General features: G+C 43.5%; 14 protein-coding genes. 5 read left to right on the forward strand and 9 right to left on the reverse strand.

The genetic code is table 11. The features are described from left to right. Positions 1 to 52: 52 nt before the first annotated feature. The 3 genes from L7D49_RS05180 to L7D49_RS05190 all read right to left on the reverse strand — a co-directional run bounded on the left by L7D49_RS05180 (position 53) and on the right by L7D49_RS05190 (position 2813). Positions 53 to 529, reverse strand: coding sequence for a GNAT family N-acetyltransferase (locus tag L7D49_RS05180; RefSeq protein WP_238079759.1), 477 nt, complete (start codon positions 527 to 529; stop codon positions 53 to 55). A gap of 66 nt (positions 530 to 595) precedes the next feature. Continuing rightward, positions 596 to 1621: a helix-turn-helix domain-containing protein gene (locus L7D49_RS20325; RefSeq protein WP_238079760.1), complete on the reverse strand. Its 1026-nt coding sequence runs from the start codon at positions 1619 to 1621 to the stop codon at positions 596 to 598. Between the two features lie 37 nt (positions 1622 to 1658). Further along, complete coding sequence (locus tag L7D49_RS05190; RefSeq protein WP_238079761.1) at positions 1659 to 2813, reverse strand: PstS family phosphate ABC transporter substrate-binding protein; 1155 nt, start codon at positions 2811 to 2813, stop codon at positions 1659 to 1661. A gap of 169 nt (positions 2814 to 2982) precedes the next feature. On the opposite strand from L7D49_RS05190, the gene L7D49_RS05195 reads away from it, so the two are divergent. Next, on the forward strand, positions 2983 to 3720 hold the full coding sequence (locus L7D49_RS05195) for a hypothetical protein (protein ID WP_238079762.1): 738 nt from the start codon (positions 2983 to 2985) through the stop codon (positions 3718 to 3720). Positions 3721 to 3753: 33 nt separating this feature from the next. On the opposite strand, the gene L7D49_RS05200 is transcribed toward L7D49_RS05195, so the two are convergent. Further along, positions 3754 to 4509, reverse strand: coding sequence for a DUF5694 domain-containing protein (locus L7D49_RS05200; RefSeq protein ID WP_238079763.1), 756 nt, complete (start codon positions 4507 to 4509; stop codon positions 3754 to 3756). A 138-nt stretch (positions 4510 to 4647) separates the two neighbouring features. Between L7D49_RS05200 and L7D49_RS05205 the strand changes: the two genes are divergently transcribed. Both L7D49_RS05205 and L7D49_RS05210 read left to right on the forward strand, forming a co-directional pair. Then, on the forward strand, positions 4648 to 5397 hold the full coding sequence (locus tag L7D49_RS05205; RefSeq protein WP_238079764.1) for a MerR family transcriptional regulator: 750 nt from the start codon (positions 4648 to 4650) through the stop codon (positions 5395 to 5397). Beyond that, entirely contained in the window at positions 5394 to 6065 is a 672-nt protein-coding gene (locus tag L7D49_RS05210; RefSeq protein WP_238079765.1) for a VC0807 family protein, read from the forward strand. Before L7D49_RS05205 ends, L7D49_RS05210 begins: the two co-directional genes overlap by 4 nt. A gap of 7 nt (positions 6066 to 6072) precedes the next feature. Here the strand turns inward: L7D49_RS05210 and L7D49_RS05215 are convergent, their stop codons facing one another. Continuing rightward, a complete protein-coding gene (locus tag L7D49_RS05215; RefSeq protein WP_238079766.1) occupies positions 6073 to 6807 on the reverse strand; it encodes a sulfite exporter TauE/SafE family protein in 735 nt (244 codons plus the stop codon). A 136-nt stretch (positions 6808 to 6943) separates the two neighbouring features. On the opposite strand from L7D49_RS05215, the gene L7D49_RS05220 reads away from it, so the two are divergent. Then, positions 6944 to 7498, forward strand: coding sequence for a sigma-70 family RNA polymerase sigma factor (locus tag L7D49_RS05220; RefSeq protein ID WP_238079767.1), 555 nt, complete (start codon positions 6944 to 6946; stop codon positions 7496 to 7498). Then, on the forward strand, positions 7495 to 8595 hold the full coding sequence (locus L7D49_RS05225; RefSeq protein ID WP_238079768.1) for a DUF4179 domain-containing protein: 1101 nt from the start codon (positions 7495 to 7497) through the stop codon (positions 8593 to 8595). The genes L7D49_RS05220 and L7D49_RS05225 overlap by 4 nt, the downstream gene beginning before the upstream one ends. Before the next feature lie 136 nt (positions 8596 to 8731). Here the strand turns inward: L7D49_RS05225 and L7D49_RS05230 are convergent, their stop codons facing one another. The 4 genes from L7D49_RS05230 to L7D49_RS05245 form a co-directional block, all read right to left on the reverse strand. Then, on the reverse strand, positions 8732 to 10321 hold the full coding sequence (locus L7D49_RS05230; RefSeq protein ID WP_269135862.1) for a malate:quinone oxidoreductase: 1590 nt from the start codon (positions 10319 to 10321) through the stop codon (positions 8732 to 8734). A 296-nt stretch (positions 10322 to 10617) separates the two neighbouring features. After that, positions 10618 to 11367, reverse strand: a complete 750-nt coding sequence (locus L7D49_RS05235; RefSeq protein ID WP_238079770.1) for an SDR family NAD(P)-dependent oxidoreductase — start codon at positions 11365 to 11367, stop codon at positions 10618 to 10620. A gap of 71 nt (positions 11368 to 11438) precedes the next feature. Next, entirely contained in the window at positions 11439 to 12248 is an 810-nt protein-coding gene (locus L7D49_RS05240; protein WP_238079771.1) for an SDR family NAD(P)-dependent oxidoreductase, read from the reverse strand. Positions 12249 to 12284: 36 nt separating this feature from the next. Next, complete coding sequence (locus L7D49_RS05245; RefSeq protein ID WP_238079772.1) at positions 12285 to 12719, reverse strand: MarR family winged helix-turn-helix transcriptional regulator; 435 nt, start codon at positions 12717 to 12719, stop codon at positions 12285 to 12287. Positions 12720 to 13247: the final 528 nt, after the last annotated feature.

A 13247-nucleotide genomic window follows, 5' to 3' on the forward strand; every position in this document is an offset into this window, starting at 1 on the left:
GTCAATAAGAACAACAAAAAAAGCACAGCTATGGTGAGCTGCACTTTGTTATTCAGATCAATATCTTTTCCATAATAAATTCATTGTATGAGAGCTCATTCAATATACGCTCCCCCACTACGTTGTAACCTCTTCGTTTATACATAGCAGGTAAATAAGGATGTTTTTGCGCCACAGTTAATCGAATTACGCTCTCTCTTCTATCTGATATTTCTTTTTCAGCTGATTTCATTAATTGCTTAGACAATCCCTGTCCCTTCAGCTCTGATTTTACCGCCAGTCTGCTGAGTACGAAGCAGTTCCAATCCTCATTAAACTTTAGACGGACAGTGCCAAAAATAATAGGTGAGTTTGGTTGTTTGGCAACAAACAAAATTGTATCGTTGATCCACTGTTCCACTTCTTGAACTGATACACTTGACGCACTTGCCGGAAGGCCTAACTTCTCATTTTCCGAATAAGCATCCCAGTATAATTCCACAAGTGATTTTGCATCACTTAATTGAGCCCTTTCAATGATAAACGCCAAAACACACACCTACCTCTGTTTTAACTACTACAATCAAAGAAATAATTGGAGCCTATCTTATACCCCTTAAATAAAATTCCTTATTTCAGCCAATATCTGCTCTACCTTCTCCTGATCACTAGAGAAGTATTTAATATTGCCGACTTTCTCTTCCTGCACCAATCCGGCTTTTTTCAGTAGTTCAAGATGATGGGACACAGTAGCCGTCGTAATCCCTAAGTATTCGGCGATTTTGGCTCCATATTCCCGTTGGCCTGACAACAGCCGCAGCATGAGCAGACGGTTCCGGTCCGCCAACACTTTCAGCTGCGACTCCAGTTCTTTGCTCGCATCTCGGACATCCGACAACGGAACGGCACATCCGTATATGACGATGCAGACTTCCTTATTAAAAAGTCGGATACGTCCCGGCGAACTATAATAAGACGGGATGAAATAAAACATTTTGTACTGGCTCGTCCGCCTGAAGGACTTCCCCATGACGTATTGTGCAAGCGCCAATGGTTCCATCGAAATTGATTGGACTTCCTGCATGGCTGTTTCCGCCATTTCCTTTTTAGCTTCCAAAGCCTGCTGGAACTCGATTGAAGCGTCAATCTCTAATACCAGAGAAGAGAATCCACACCGGTACGTCTTTAAGTTGGACAGGAAGTCCATGACGGCTTTCCGTTTTTCATCCGTGTCCCACAAAATTGTTTCCTCATGATCTGGCAAGGATGCGGGAGCCTCCAACAATTCTTCGACTTGAGGCAAAGGGATGTATTCTGAAAAGAAATCATATACATAGTCGGCATCGCTTAATTGATCCACGCCCTCCACAAAGGCTTCGACATCATGAAAATACGGACACGGCAATAGAAAATTGAGCAACGGGGAGAATCCTAAATCAATTGATTTTGGCCAAGTCGCGATAAATTCCTTTGCTTTAGTCGATAATTCTGCCCAGACTTTGTCGCTGTCCGCTTCAGCAAATTTATTCTTCGTTGCTCCCATAAAAACCCCTATAAGGGACACCGCCTCAACGACCGGCGAATATACATGGTCAACGACTACCACAGGCTTCTTTTGTCCATCCTCTTTCTCAAATGCCACGACTGGCCCCCCTCTCTAAACTAATGCTTCTTTTTTCTCAATCCGCTGCACTGTTAATTCCGACATAACCCGTCTTCTCCACAAGCTCCTGTCCTTCGTCCGACAAAATCCAATCGATAAAGGCATCTACATTGGGATTGTCCGAACGTGCCGTAATCGCATACAATTCGCGTGTAATCGGGTATGCACCTGACCGGATTGTTTCAACAGTAGGCTCTGCGCCGTCTACGGCCAGCAGGCGAATATTATTGTTGCCGATCATGGATTCAGAATAATATCGGAACGTATAACCAATGGCACCGTCGTAATTGCGATAGTCCGCCACATATGTGATAATACCGCTCATCAGATCAGCAACTTCCTCTGTCGGCGCCTTCATAATGGGCACGTCGCCCATAAACTCCTCCAGTGCCGTCTGGCTGCCGCTATCCGCTGGACGCTGGAACGCTCTGATTTTTGAACGGTTTCCGCCAACTTCTTTCCAATTTGTCACCTTGCCTGAATATATGTCGCGCAGCTCCTCCTGCGTCAGTCCGTTGACCGGATTCTCCTTATTAACGAAAAAGACGAAAGCTTCTTTTCCGATTGGTGTGAGAACCAGCTCTTTTCCTAGTTCACTTGCACGCGCTCGTTGCGCTTCAGACGGACCAAGCGCAAAGATGATATCAACATCTCCTGCCAATAAGTTTTCATACGCACTTCCCGTTCGGTTTGACATGACGGCGCTATTGTATGGATCGTAATCCTGCTTCGGATAGACTGCTTGGGCAAATGCTGCATAGACGGGATAGAGGGCGGTAGCTCCGTCTATTATCGGAACATCCTGCTCGATGCGGAAGGAAGCCGGCCGGCCGAGCTCTACCGCTTTCGTTCCTGGCTTGTTTGGCGCATAGTCATACAAGTCAACATCGCTTGTCGCAACAACTGGCTTTGTCAGTTTATAAAGAGCAGGAACTGCCACAACACATCCAATCAAAACGATAGCAATGGGAACGCCATAAAACACCGCACGCCGTTTGACATTAAAGATGGACATGCCAACAATTACGATAAAACCGATGAACCCTCCGATCAGGATGGGCATCCATTCTGCATGCCCGCCAAACAAGAGAGTTAATCCTATAGGCACTGCAAAAAATGACACAAGCAATGTGAAACCTGCCAGAGAAGCAATCCTACCAAATAGTTTCACGCCGCATCCCCCTTTTCTTATCATTATAGCAGGACGTAGAGGGGTGGGCGAATGGTCCCTCTCTACCTAGACTTCTTATGGCCTTTGACTTGGCCTAGTCGAATTCTATCCTCCAAATGAAAATATGCTATACTATCCGTACATCACTAGGTTTAGAAAGGATTTGGACATGAAGCAAAAAATTGGGGTGGCCTTGCTATTCATTGCGAACTTGGCTTCTATGGGGCTGTTCTATCTTATTTTAGCCATGGTATTTAGTTTCTACGGCCCTCCGCGACATATAGGAAATATTATCCTTCTGGGAGTCGGGTTGGCATTCGTTCTCCAATGGATCGCCTTCTATTTTGTAGCATTCCGGTCAAGCAAACCATGGCTTGCCTTTTTTATTATCTGGCTAGTAGTCATATCTCCGCTCTGTGCGAGACTGCCTATTCTCTTGATCATTCCGATGCTGTATATTGTTGGAACAATATTAACAGTCGATCCGAAGGGTAAAAAAGAGTCTAATGAACTTATTTCGCGTCCGAAACGCGGCAAGATAGAGGAAATATTATTGATCTTGGTGTTTATCCCTACCATGTGGGATACCCTTCTATTTGTGCTGGACGCTATACAGGTTGTTCCATACTCATTTTATTCCTCTAACTTTTCTATGTTGTTTTCGTACATTCTAATGCCGCTTTTCATTTTAATAGGCAGTTGGATTGTCGTTTGGAAAGTCGCCAAAAACGGGTACAGCCGTTGGGTGTATTTCTTGTTAGTCCCTATCCTATTTGCATTGAAATTGATCTTCCGCATTCGCAGTGGATTCATAGCAATGCCAATACAGATTCAACTCTCGCTCATTCTACAACTACTCGCTTACGGGACGGCTGTTTTTCTAGTCTGGAAAAAGCGAAAAGGGTGAAGAAGGCTCGTCCTTTCTCACCCTTTTTTTCTATTATGTTAAATACGGCAAGGCTGGTTCCAAAACTACCTTTCCGCTTTCACGCAGGAAATTTGAAACGATTTCAAGGTGGCTGCCTCCAACGAGGAAAAGAATCCGCTCTTCAGACGAAACTGCTAAATCAAGTAAGTTGGAATAAAGGATCAAATTTCTTTCATACCACCAGTTCAACCAATGCATTCCGACGTATACTTTTTCTGATTTTAATCGGGACATGTTCAAGTATGTTTGATGAATCCGCCGGATAAATTCTTCTTCATTAATTTCTTGCAGCATTTCCAGCACACTTTTACTTCCTAAGCCTCTGGTGACTGGAGTCTCTTCCAGCCAACTAAAAAGTTCTTGAAACAAGGCCGGCTCGTGTTCCTTTGCCCATTCATACACTTCTCCGAAGTCCTTACGAAGAGACCCCTTCTCCATCCAGTCAATTGCATAGATTTTAGGATGACCCGCTTTTTTCGCCAGCCGGAAGCCGAGCTGGTCAATTTCGCAGACCTCCAATTCGTATGTTCCCTCAAGGTAAGACTTATATTTGTCATTCAGCCATTCGTTATGTTTCTTCTCCATTTCTACTACAACCTTGGTAGGTTTGAACGCATCCAATCTTTCGACAACCTCAATGATCTCTCGCTGTCTTGCTGGAGATAGCAGATCATCTGTCTCGGTTTTATATAAATCCGGTGTATTTCCCATATGAAACATACCGACCAACATTACTTTTGGTTTAACTTCTTCTATTTTAGTGTCCATTCTATCATCCCCCTATTCTTTTCCAATCCTACCATAGTGAAAGAATTGAAATCAAATTACTTTCTAAAAACTCTTGCATCTTACGTTACGGAAGGTTCTATAATAGGTGGTAGAAAACTTTGGGAATGAGGTACAGAGATGTATACAATTGGGGAATTAGCGGACATGAGTAATGTAACTGTCAGGACACTCCGCTATTATGATGAAATTGGTTTATTGCCACCCGCACAGAAGAATGCTGCCGGCCATCGGCTTTACGGGGAAGAAGATGTCTCCAGGCTTCATTATATATTAACGCTTCGTAATATAGGGCTGCCGCTCGATACGATACAACAGGCTATGGTAGATCACCAAATGAAAGTTCAAGATGTCCTAGGGATGCGGCTTCAAATGATTCAATTGGAGCAAGCAAAGTTAAAGAAGATGGAAGCTTCCATTCATGCACTCCTTTCCTTAGTGGAGTTAGAACAGCCGACGGATTGGAAGTCTGTATTCAGCTCCTTTTATTCGTATCCCTCCAAACAGGAAGCCATTGATCGGTTATGGAATCAGCATTTCTCATCAGAAGAAAAGGATATTTTGAAAGAACTTCCGGGCTTAGGAGACAAAAGCGAGGCAGCAATAATAGCACTCAATTTGTTTAGAGAGACACGTCTCCATGCAGATGAATGTCCGAAGAGCCCGGTGGCACAGCAATTGGCTAAACGGTGGATCGATTTTGTCGAACAGTCGTATCAAGGCAATTTGGAACTGGCCAACAAAGTTTGGGATATGAGCAAACACCAGGAAGTGTCGGGGTTTTATTATTTCGAACCGAGGATAGCTGACTTCATTGAACAAGCCATCGCCTATTATTATGAGTCGCAAATAAAAGGGCAAGTAACATGAAAAAAGTGATTGTTTATGATCTACTCATTTACATGGCCGTTCCTTACTTCATCTGGAATTATGGCCGTGAACCTCTGGGAGACTATGCAGCCCTCCTGCTTTCAACAGTGCCTGGTTTGATTTATACACTGTTCCGTTTCATTAACGAACGTCAATTCAACATAACAGGGACCTTCATACTTACCTCCCTCTTACTAGACACGTTGGTGAATCTTCTATCGGGTTCTGCAGAGCGTATGCTTTGGAACCAAGTCTATCTTGGCTATGGATATGCCTTACTGTATCTGATTTCCATCCTCCTCAAGAAACCTATAGGGCTATATTTTGGGGTCGATTTTGCGTACATGCTCGGGAATCCCCGTGAACCTAGCAAGAAGCTATTCTTTTCAAAAGAGCTATTTAAATGGTTCCAGCTTGTAACACTGCTCCTTGTAATTCGCGGAATCTTTCAGAACTCTCTTAAAGCCTGGTTATTGGATTCTTATGGAGTAGATAGTTATGGGCAGATGCTGGTTTATTTAAAGATCAGTGGAGGTGTTTTTAGCATACTTATCACTGCACTCAATTTATTTATTGGGAGCAAAATAATAAAGATTTCACGGGCCCAAGTTCCAAGTGATACTTGCCCGCCAGCAATAGAAAAAAAAGCACATCAGCCGCTCACCTGATGTGCTTTTACTGTATATAGAATAAATCCCGCAAACTATCCACCAGCAAATACAACCCCGTCCCTAATAAAATAATATACGTTACAACGCGGAAGGTATTTTCGTTAATCCTTTTAAATAAAAGCTGTCCGGCGAAAAGACCGATTACAACGAAAGGCAAGGCGATGCCACTTGATGTCCATACTGTTCGGCTCACACCGGCGACAGCCCATTGAATCAGCAGACTGACTACATAGATGAACAGGTAAAAGGCGAGCGTCGTTGCACGCAGTGTCGCTTTTTGAGTGCCTGTCCCCGCGAAATAGAGCAACAGGGGCGGACCCGGCATTCCGACGCTTGAGGTCAAGGAACCGGAAATTCCGCCAACGAGGGCATCTCCCTTTTTACTCTGCCGTATGCGAAACTGGAAGATAAGCAGAAGGGTCAAAACGATAATTAGGACGCTGATTCCCAATTTTAACTTGGTCATATCTAGTAGCAAGAAAATCACTGCGCCAATCGGAAGTCCGAAGATGCTTCCAGCGATAAAGCGTTTTAATACCCCGGTGTCCACATCTTTGGCAATCGTCGTAAGCAAACACCCCGAAATGACAATAGATAACAACAGGTTAATTTGAATCGCATCTGCCGGCTCAAAGAGCAAGAGAAGAAAAGGCGTTGCCACAATCGAGAAACCGAAACCCGTGCTAGTTTGGAGGACAGAGGCTCCCATGACGATCGTTATGAAAAATAAAATACTCATGTCTGCCCCCTTAACTACTAGATTCGTTGCCTCCATTTTACCATGATAAAAAATAATTTCCGAAATGTTGAGAATTAATTTCCCCCGAACCGATGTATGTAGTGTAAGGGCCTTTACACAAGAAGGAGAAATGTACATGCGAGTGACAAAAGAAAATTTCATTAAACGTTTCAAAAGGGGCAAGGAAGACGCATTGGAGTACGTCATCGATGAGTATGCAGGGCTCGTAAAAGCGATTGTCTATAATTCACTCCAGTCTTACAACGACCCGCATCTGATTGAAGAAGGAGTCAGCGATACGTTTATGGGTGCCTTTGAAAACGCTAAACAATTCCACGGTGATCCCGAAGACTTCCGGAAATGGATTTGCACCATTGCAAAGTTTAAAGCAATCGATAAGCAAAGATCCCTAGCCAAAACTCCTGTGGCCGCCGTTATTGATGAGCAGCAGCTGGAAGTAAAATCAGCTGAGGATGAATTTCTCATTCAATCCTCCACAGAAGAACTTCTGTCCATGATGGCCAAGCTGCCCCAAATGGACCGCGATATTTTTACGATGAAATACTTTTTAAATATGAGGAACGATGAAATTGCCAAACAGTTAGGCGTGACGAAGGCTTCCGTTGATAATCGCTTATATCGGGGTAAAAAGCGCTTGCAGCAGTTTCGCATGGGAGGAGTACTGACATGAAGAATTTGTACCGCCAGTTGAACGAGTTGAAGATTGATTATGAAATGAAACCGATGGATGTTAGTGCGGCAGAAAAGAACCGGATTAAAGGAAAGGTGCTGCGAAAGAAAAAGAAATATCGTGCCCCTAAACTGATTTCAGCAGCTGCTGCACTTATCATGGCAACGACAGTTGCATGTGGTTTTGCGTTTCCTACTTTTGCGGCAAAGCTCCCAATCATCGGCAATCTTTTTGAAATGTTTTCGGACGATGAAAGCTATGTATTTGAAGAATATGAGACATATGCAACAGACATAGGAGTGACGAAAGAAAGCAATGGCATTTCGATAACTGTTGAGAATGCTGTCTACGACGGCGAAAGCATCTCCATTGCCTATAAGATGGTGAGTGATAAAGATTTGGGAACGAGGCCTATACTGGAAGGTATGTTGGATGCAGTAGAATTTGGTGATGAGTATAAAGATTACGGCTTTGCACCAAAGTATATTTCAAAAAAAATAAGTGAAAACGAATATGCTGGTTTATTAATTTACCAATTAATCAAAGGTCCAAAACCGGAGGAGATTCACGTTACATGGAAAGGCGAACAAGTACTTGATTTGTCTAATGTATCGAATTCCTTTTCTGGAGAGTGGGCGTATGAATTTACGTTGAATAAATTGAAAGTCCATTCAAAAGACTATGTTGGCTCGGAATTAATAGCTGCTGATGACGGGATCAATATTGTACTTACAAAAATGACTGCTACACCAGTATCTACAACGATTTATCTATCGGAGAGTGTTGACATTCCGACCGTCACAAAGCAGGATACCGAATGGCGTGGTATACTCATGGACTATAGGGTTACAGATGATGTAGGGAATGAATATAACATAATTAGTTATGAAGATATTGGGCACAGTTCCGACTTCAATGGCCGTAATCTAGAGAGCAATCCGAGGATTACAATGACGCTTCTAGACAAGCAAGCCACATCCCTGTATATTACACCGATTGTAAACATTTATGAACTGGATAAAGAAAACGGTAGTGATCTTATTCCGATACAAGAACCGTACGAAATTGAGCCGATTGTCGTTCCAATAGAAAAGTAAGGAATAAGGAAGGGGATAGTTTCTCCTTCCTTTTAATCCGCCAATCAAGCCTAACTACGGATCAACTTAATAGACGAAATGACAAAGAACCTTCGTCCACCCGGGAGAAGGTTCTTTGCTTTTTATTTAAAAAGGATTAGCTTTCTTCAATGATCTCTACTTCTTGGTGTTCCGACAATTCTTCAAGCTGTTCTTCTACCTCTTGCTGGTTTGCAATTTCCGGTTCCGGCTCGTCTTCGCTCAAACCAAGAACTTTTGCGGTAGAATCAAGAAGCTCATCGAAAAGCTCTGGATGATCAACAAGCGAGATACCGTAGGATGGGATCATCTCTTTGATCTTCGGTTCCCACTCTTTCACGTGTTGCGGGAAGCATTTTTTAATGACCTGCAACATGACGTGAACCGCTGTCGAAGCACCCGGTGATGCACCGAGCAATGCAGCGATAGAGCCGTCTGCTGCACTTACAACTTCCGTACCGAATTGAAGAGTTCCCTTGCCGCCAGCTTCCGTATCCTTGATGACTTGAACCCGTTGGCCTGCAACGACGAGGTCCCAATCTTCACTCTTGGCATCCGGAACGAACTCGCGCAATTCTTCCATACGCTGTTCTTTTGACAACATCAATTGTTGAATCAAGTATTTCGTAAGCGCCATTTCCTTCGCGCCTGCAGCTAACATCGTGAAGAGGTTATTTGGTTTTACTGACGTGATCAAATCCAAATTGGAACCTGTCTTCAAGAATTTTGGTGAGAAGCCTGCAAACGGTCCGAACAGCAATGATTTTTTATTATCGATGTAACGAGTATCCAGATGCGGTACGGACATTGGCGGTGCGCCAACAGACGCTTTGCCGTACACTTTCGCGTGATGCTGCTCCACGACCTCCGGATTTTTACAAACCATGAAGATACCGCTGACTGGGAAGCCTCCGATATGTTTTCCTTCTGGAATGCCGGATTTTTGAAGGAGATGTAAGCTTCCTCCGCCAGCACCGATAAATACGAACTTGGCTGTGTGGCGTTCAACTGCCCCGCTGTTCAAGTTCTTTACTTTCATTTCCCATAGCCCGTCAGCTGTGCGCTTTAGGCTTGTAACGCTATGGTTGTAATGAATATCCACTTGATTGTCCTTCAGATGATCAAACAACATGCGCGTCAACGAACCAAAATTGACGTCAGTCCCTGAATCAATTTTAGTTGCTGCAAGCGGTTCTGTAATCTTCCGGTCTTTCATCATAAGCGGCATCCACTCCGCCAATGTTTCCGGCTGGTCGGAGAATTCCATCCCTTTGAACAGCGGATTATTGGATAACGCATCAAAACGCTTCTTCAAAAACTTTACATTATCTTCTCCATGTACATAGCTGATATGAGGCAGCGGCATGATGAAGTCTTTTGGGTTGCGGATTAGTTCACGATTAACGAGATACGACCAGAACTGTCTGGAAAGCTGGAATTGCTCGTTTACATTAATCGCTTTGCTAATATCCATGGAGCCGTCGGATTTCTCAACTGTATAGTTGAGCTCACATAATGCCGAATGTCCTGTCCCGGCATTATTCCACTCATTCGAGCTCTCTACGCCTGCTTCTGCAAGCTTCTCGAATACAGTAATATTCCATTCCGGCTTTAATTCTTTAAGCAAGGTCCCCAAAGTCGCGCTCATAATTCCTGCACCGATTAAAATGACGTCTTTATTGGTTTCTCTGTTGCTCATTTTTACCATATCCTTATATGTTAAGATTTTCAGAAAAAGACATGGGTCCTCACGCCTAATGATGCAACAGGCCAAGACGTGACCTATGAACCTTTTCTGTATCAGTGTAAACCTATAATAGTATAGCACAATCGTTGGTAAAGTTAAATATGAACAGCTTCTTCGCCTTTTCATTTAATTTGGAAGAAAAAAGCAGAGAAGAAACATAGATTTTTTCCGCATGCCATCCCGTACCCGGCAATGTCCGTGTCACTTGAAAAAAAGGCTGAAACCCGTTTGATTTCAGCCTTTTTCTTTCGTATGTGTTAATAAATTTTAATGGAACCGCCATCGACCATGATCGTTTGACCAGTAATATAATCCGAGTCATGGCTTGCCAGGAATACAGCAGTGCGGCCGATGTCGCCTTCTGGATCGCCAAGACGGCGAAGCGGAATGTTGTTGACCATTTTCTCATAGAGTTCAGGTGCTGATTGGCTCCAAGCTTGTACTCCTTCTGTAAGAGCAATTGGCGCGATCAGGTTGACATTGATGCCTTCCGGACCCCACTCGTTTGCTGCTACACGGGTAATCGCCCGAATCGCTTCTTTGGCAGCCGCATAGGAAGCTTGGGTCGGTTGGCCTGAAATACCAGCGCCGGAAGCAAAGTTAATCACTTTCCCTTTTGACTTCTTCAATTCAGGATAGGCAGCTTTCATGAAGTGGAATGTCGGGTAGAATCCTGTATTAAAGGATAAATCGAACATGTCCATTGTCGTCTCTACAAACGGCGCTTGTTTCGATGCATGGGCATTGTTGACGAGAATATCCAATTTACCAAACTTGGCTACTACTTCATTGACAATCGCTTCAATGTTTTCCGGCTTGGAAATATCGCGTATGAACAACATTCCTTCTGTATATTGAGAGATTTCTTCAAGCGTTTTCTGCCCTTTTTCCTCATTGATATCCACGATTGCTATATGGGCGCCTTCCTTTGCCATAGCAAGCGCGATGCCACGTCCAATTCCAGAAGCGCTGCCTGTAACAATTCCAACTTTTCCTTCCAATCTCATACGAACACCTCATTCATTTGTATTGGTTGTACAATCTGTTTTCATCCTGCAATCAAAGAATATTCCCTGACTTAGTTAGATTGCATTTTACTCATGAACGCATTGAAGTCGGCAATGGATGGGTTACCAATGTAATGGCCGCCTTCTACTTTAATTGTTTGGCCGGTAATGTATTTTGATTCATCTGAAGCTAAGAACAGCACTGTATAGCCGATGTCATCAGGCTCCCCGTTGTATGGAAGCGCATTGAACTTCAAGAAGATATCCTGCACTTCTTTCGGCAAGTTTTTTTCAGCTGCCGGCGTAAGAATAAGGCCTGGCGCTACCGCATTGCAGCGGATCCGATCCTTGCCGTATTGCGTTGCGATATACTTAGTCAAATGAGCAACCGCCGCTTTAGAAGCACCGTAAGCTGTTCGGATCCCATCGGATGCAAACGCAGCCATGGATGTTGTATTAATGATCGAACCGCCACCCGCTTTTTGCATGTGTGGAATCGCATACCGGCTTCCTATTACGACGCTTTTCGTGTTGACCGTCATGAGACGATCCCATTCATCTAAATCCATATTGACGACATCAAGGTCTTTTTGAAGGTTCGTTAAACCAACATTGTTGAAAAGGACGTCAATTTTGCCATACGTCTCAACTGTGAAATCGACCGCTTCTTTAATGGATTCTTCCACAGACGCATCAAGGAAAATAGCGGAAGCGATGCCGCCTTCCTTTTCGATTTCCTTAAAGGCTTCCCGGGCACCTTCGATATTAAAGTCACCGATAACGACCTTTGCTCCCTCTTTCGCTAATAGCTTTGCACTAGATAAACCGATTCCTGAAGCGCCGCCTGTAACGAGGGCCACTTTTCCTTCCACTCTTGCCATTGCATTAACCACCTTTATATTCGTTTTTCGCTATCCTCACTGATCCTTCACAATGTGCTCAAATAGCTTTTTCTGAATTGTAATCATGTGTTGAATCTCTTCATCCGTGAGAACGGAATAAAGTTCTTGCCACATAGTTTGCCCTTCTTTTTGCGCATCAGCCAAAATGTTGAGGCCTTTTTCGGTAATCAAAATCCGGACAACCCGACGATCCGTCTCATCATACTGGCGCTCCGCATACCCTTCCTGGATCAGCTTGTTCGCAATGCTCGTCATGCCGCCAGGCGTATAGCCAAGTTTCTTCGCCAGAACCGATTGCATTTGAGGGCCCTTTTCCCGCAACTCAGCGAGGACAAGAATTTGAGAAATTCCGATGTTCCGGTTGAAGTTCTTTAAAAAATAAAGCATCGTTTCATTATTGAGCAGCTCCGCTTGGCGGATCAGATCGAAAATAGTTGTCTTCATTGCCATAAGTAAATCCTTTCTCTTACACATTTAGTTTAACGCTAAAATATTTCATTATCAATAATTATGTTCATAAAATGTTTATAACTAAACAAATTGTTTCATCCATTCTAAACAGATAAAAACAATTGATGAATGCTCATTCCAATTTATCCAATTGATTGGATTTCCCGAGAAATAAATTATTCTTCTATAGAATATGAGGACGGTTGATTATCGAGTTGAACGCCATTAAATCAATTTGAACGCCATTATGTCTGGGCGAACGCCAATAAATCAACCTGAACGCCATTAAGTTTGGGCGAACGCCAATAAATCAATCTGAACGCCATTAAGTCTGGACGAACGCCAATAAATCAACTTGAACGCCATTAAGTCTGGGCGAACGCCAATAAATCAACCTGAACGCCATTAAGTTTGAGCGAACGCCAATAAATCAATCTGAACGCCATTAAGTCTGGACGAACGCCAATAAATCAACTTGAACGCCATTAAGTCTGGACGAACGCCAGATTAACGATTCCAACGCCAGAA

It is taken from the genome of Sporosarcina cyprini (genome assembly GCF_022048975.1).
GTDB classification, from domain to species: Bacteria; Bacillota; Bacilli; order Bacillales_A; family Planococcaceae; genus Sporosarcina; species Sporosarcina cyprini.

Excerpts from the sequence above, each read along its gene's own strand:
- L7D49_RS05220 (WP_238079767.1), top strand. The coding sequence starts at position 6,944 with ATGCGAGTGACAAAAGAAAATTTCATTAAACGTTTCAAAAGGGGCAAG.
- L7D49_RS05225 (WP_238079768.1), top strand. The coding sequence starts at position 7,495 with ATGAAGAATTTGTACCGCCAGTTGAACGAGTTGAAGATTGATTATGAA.
- L7D49_RS05200 (WP_238079763.1), bottom strand. The coding sequence starts at position 4,509 with ATGGACACTAAAATAGAAGAAGTTAAACCAAAAGTAATGTTGGTCGGT.
- L7D49_RS05195 (WP_238079762.1), top strand. The coding sequence starts at position 2,983 with ATGAAGCAAAAAATTGGGGTGGCCTTGCTATTCATTGCGAACTTGGCT.
- L7D49_RS05240 (WP_238079771.1), bottom strand. The coding sequence starts at position 12,248 with ATGGCAAGAGTGGAAGGAAAAGTGGCCCTCGTTACAGGCGGCGCTTCA.
- L7D49_RS05230 (WP_269135862.1), bottom strand. The coding sequence starts at position 10,321 with ATGGTAAAAATGAGCAACAGAGAAACCAATAAAGACGTCATTTTAATC.
- L7D49_RS05245 (WP_238079772.1), bottom strand. The coding sequence starts at position 12,719 with ATGGCAATGAAGACAACTATTTTCGATCTGATCCGCCAAGCGGAGCTG.
- L7D49_RS05235 (WP_238079770.1), bottom strand. The coding sequence starts at position 11,367 with ATGAGATTGGAAGGAAAAGTTGGAATTGTTACAGGCAGCGCTTCTGGA.
- L7D49_RS05215 (WP_238079766.1), bottom strand. The coding sequence starts at position 6,807 with ATGAGTATTTTATTTTTCATAACGATCGTCATGGGAGCCTCTGTCCTC.
- L7D49_RS05210 (WP_238079765.1), top strand. The coding sequence starts at position 5,394 with ATGAAAAAAGTGATTGTTTATGATCTACTCATTTACATGGCCGTTCCT.
- L7D49_RS05205 (WP_238079764.1), top strand. The coding sequence starts at position 4,648 with ATGTATACAATTGGGGAATTAGCGGACATGAGTAATGTAACTGTCAGG.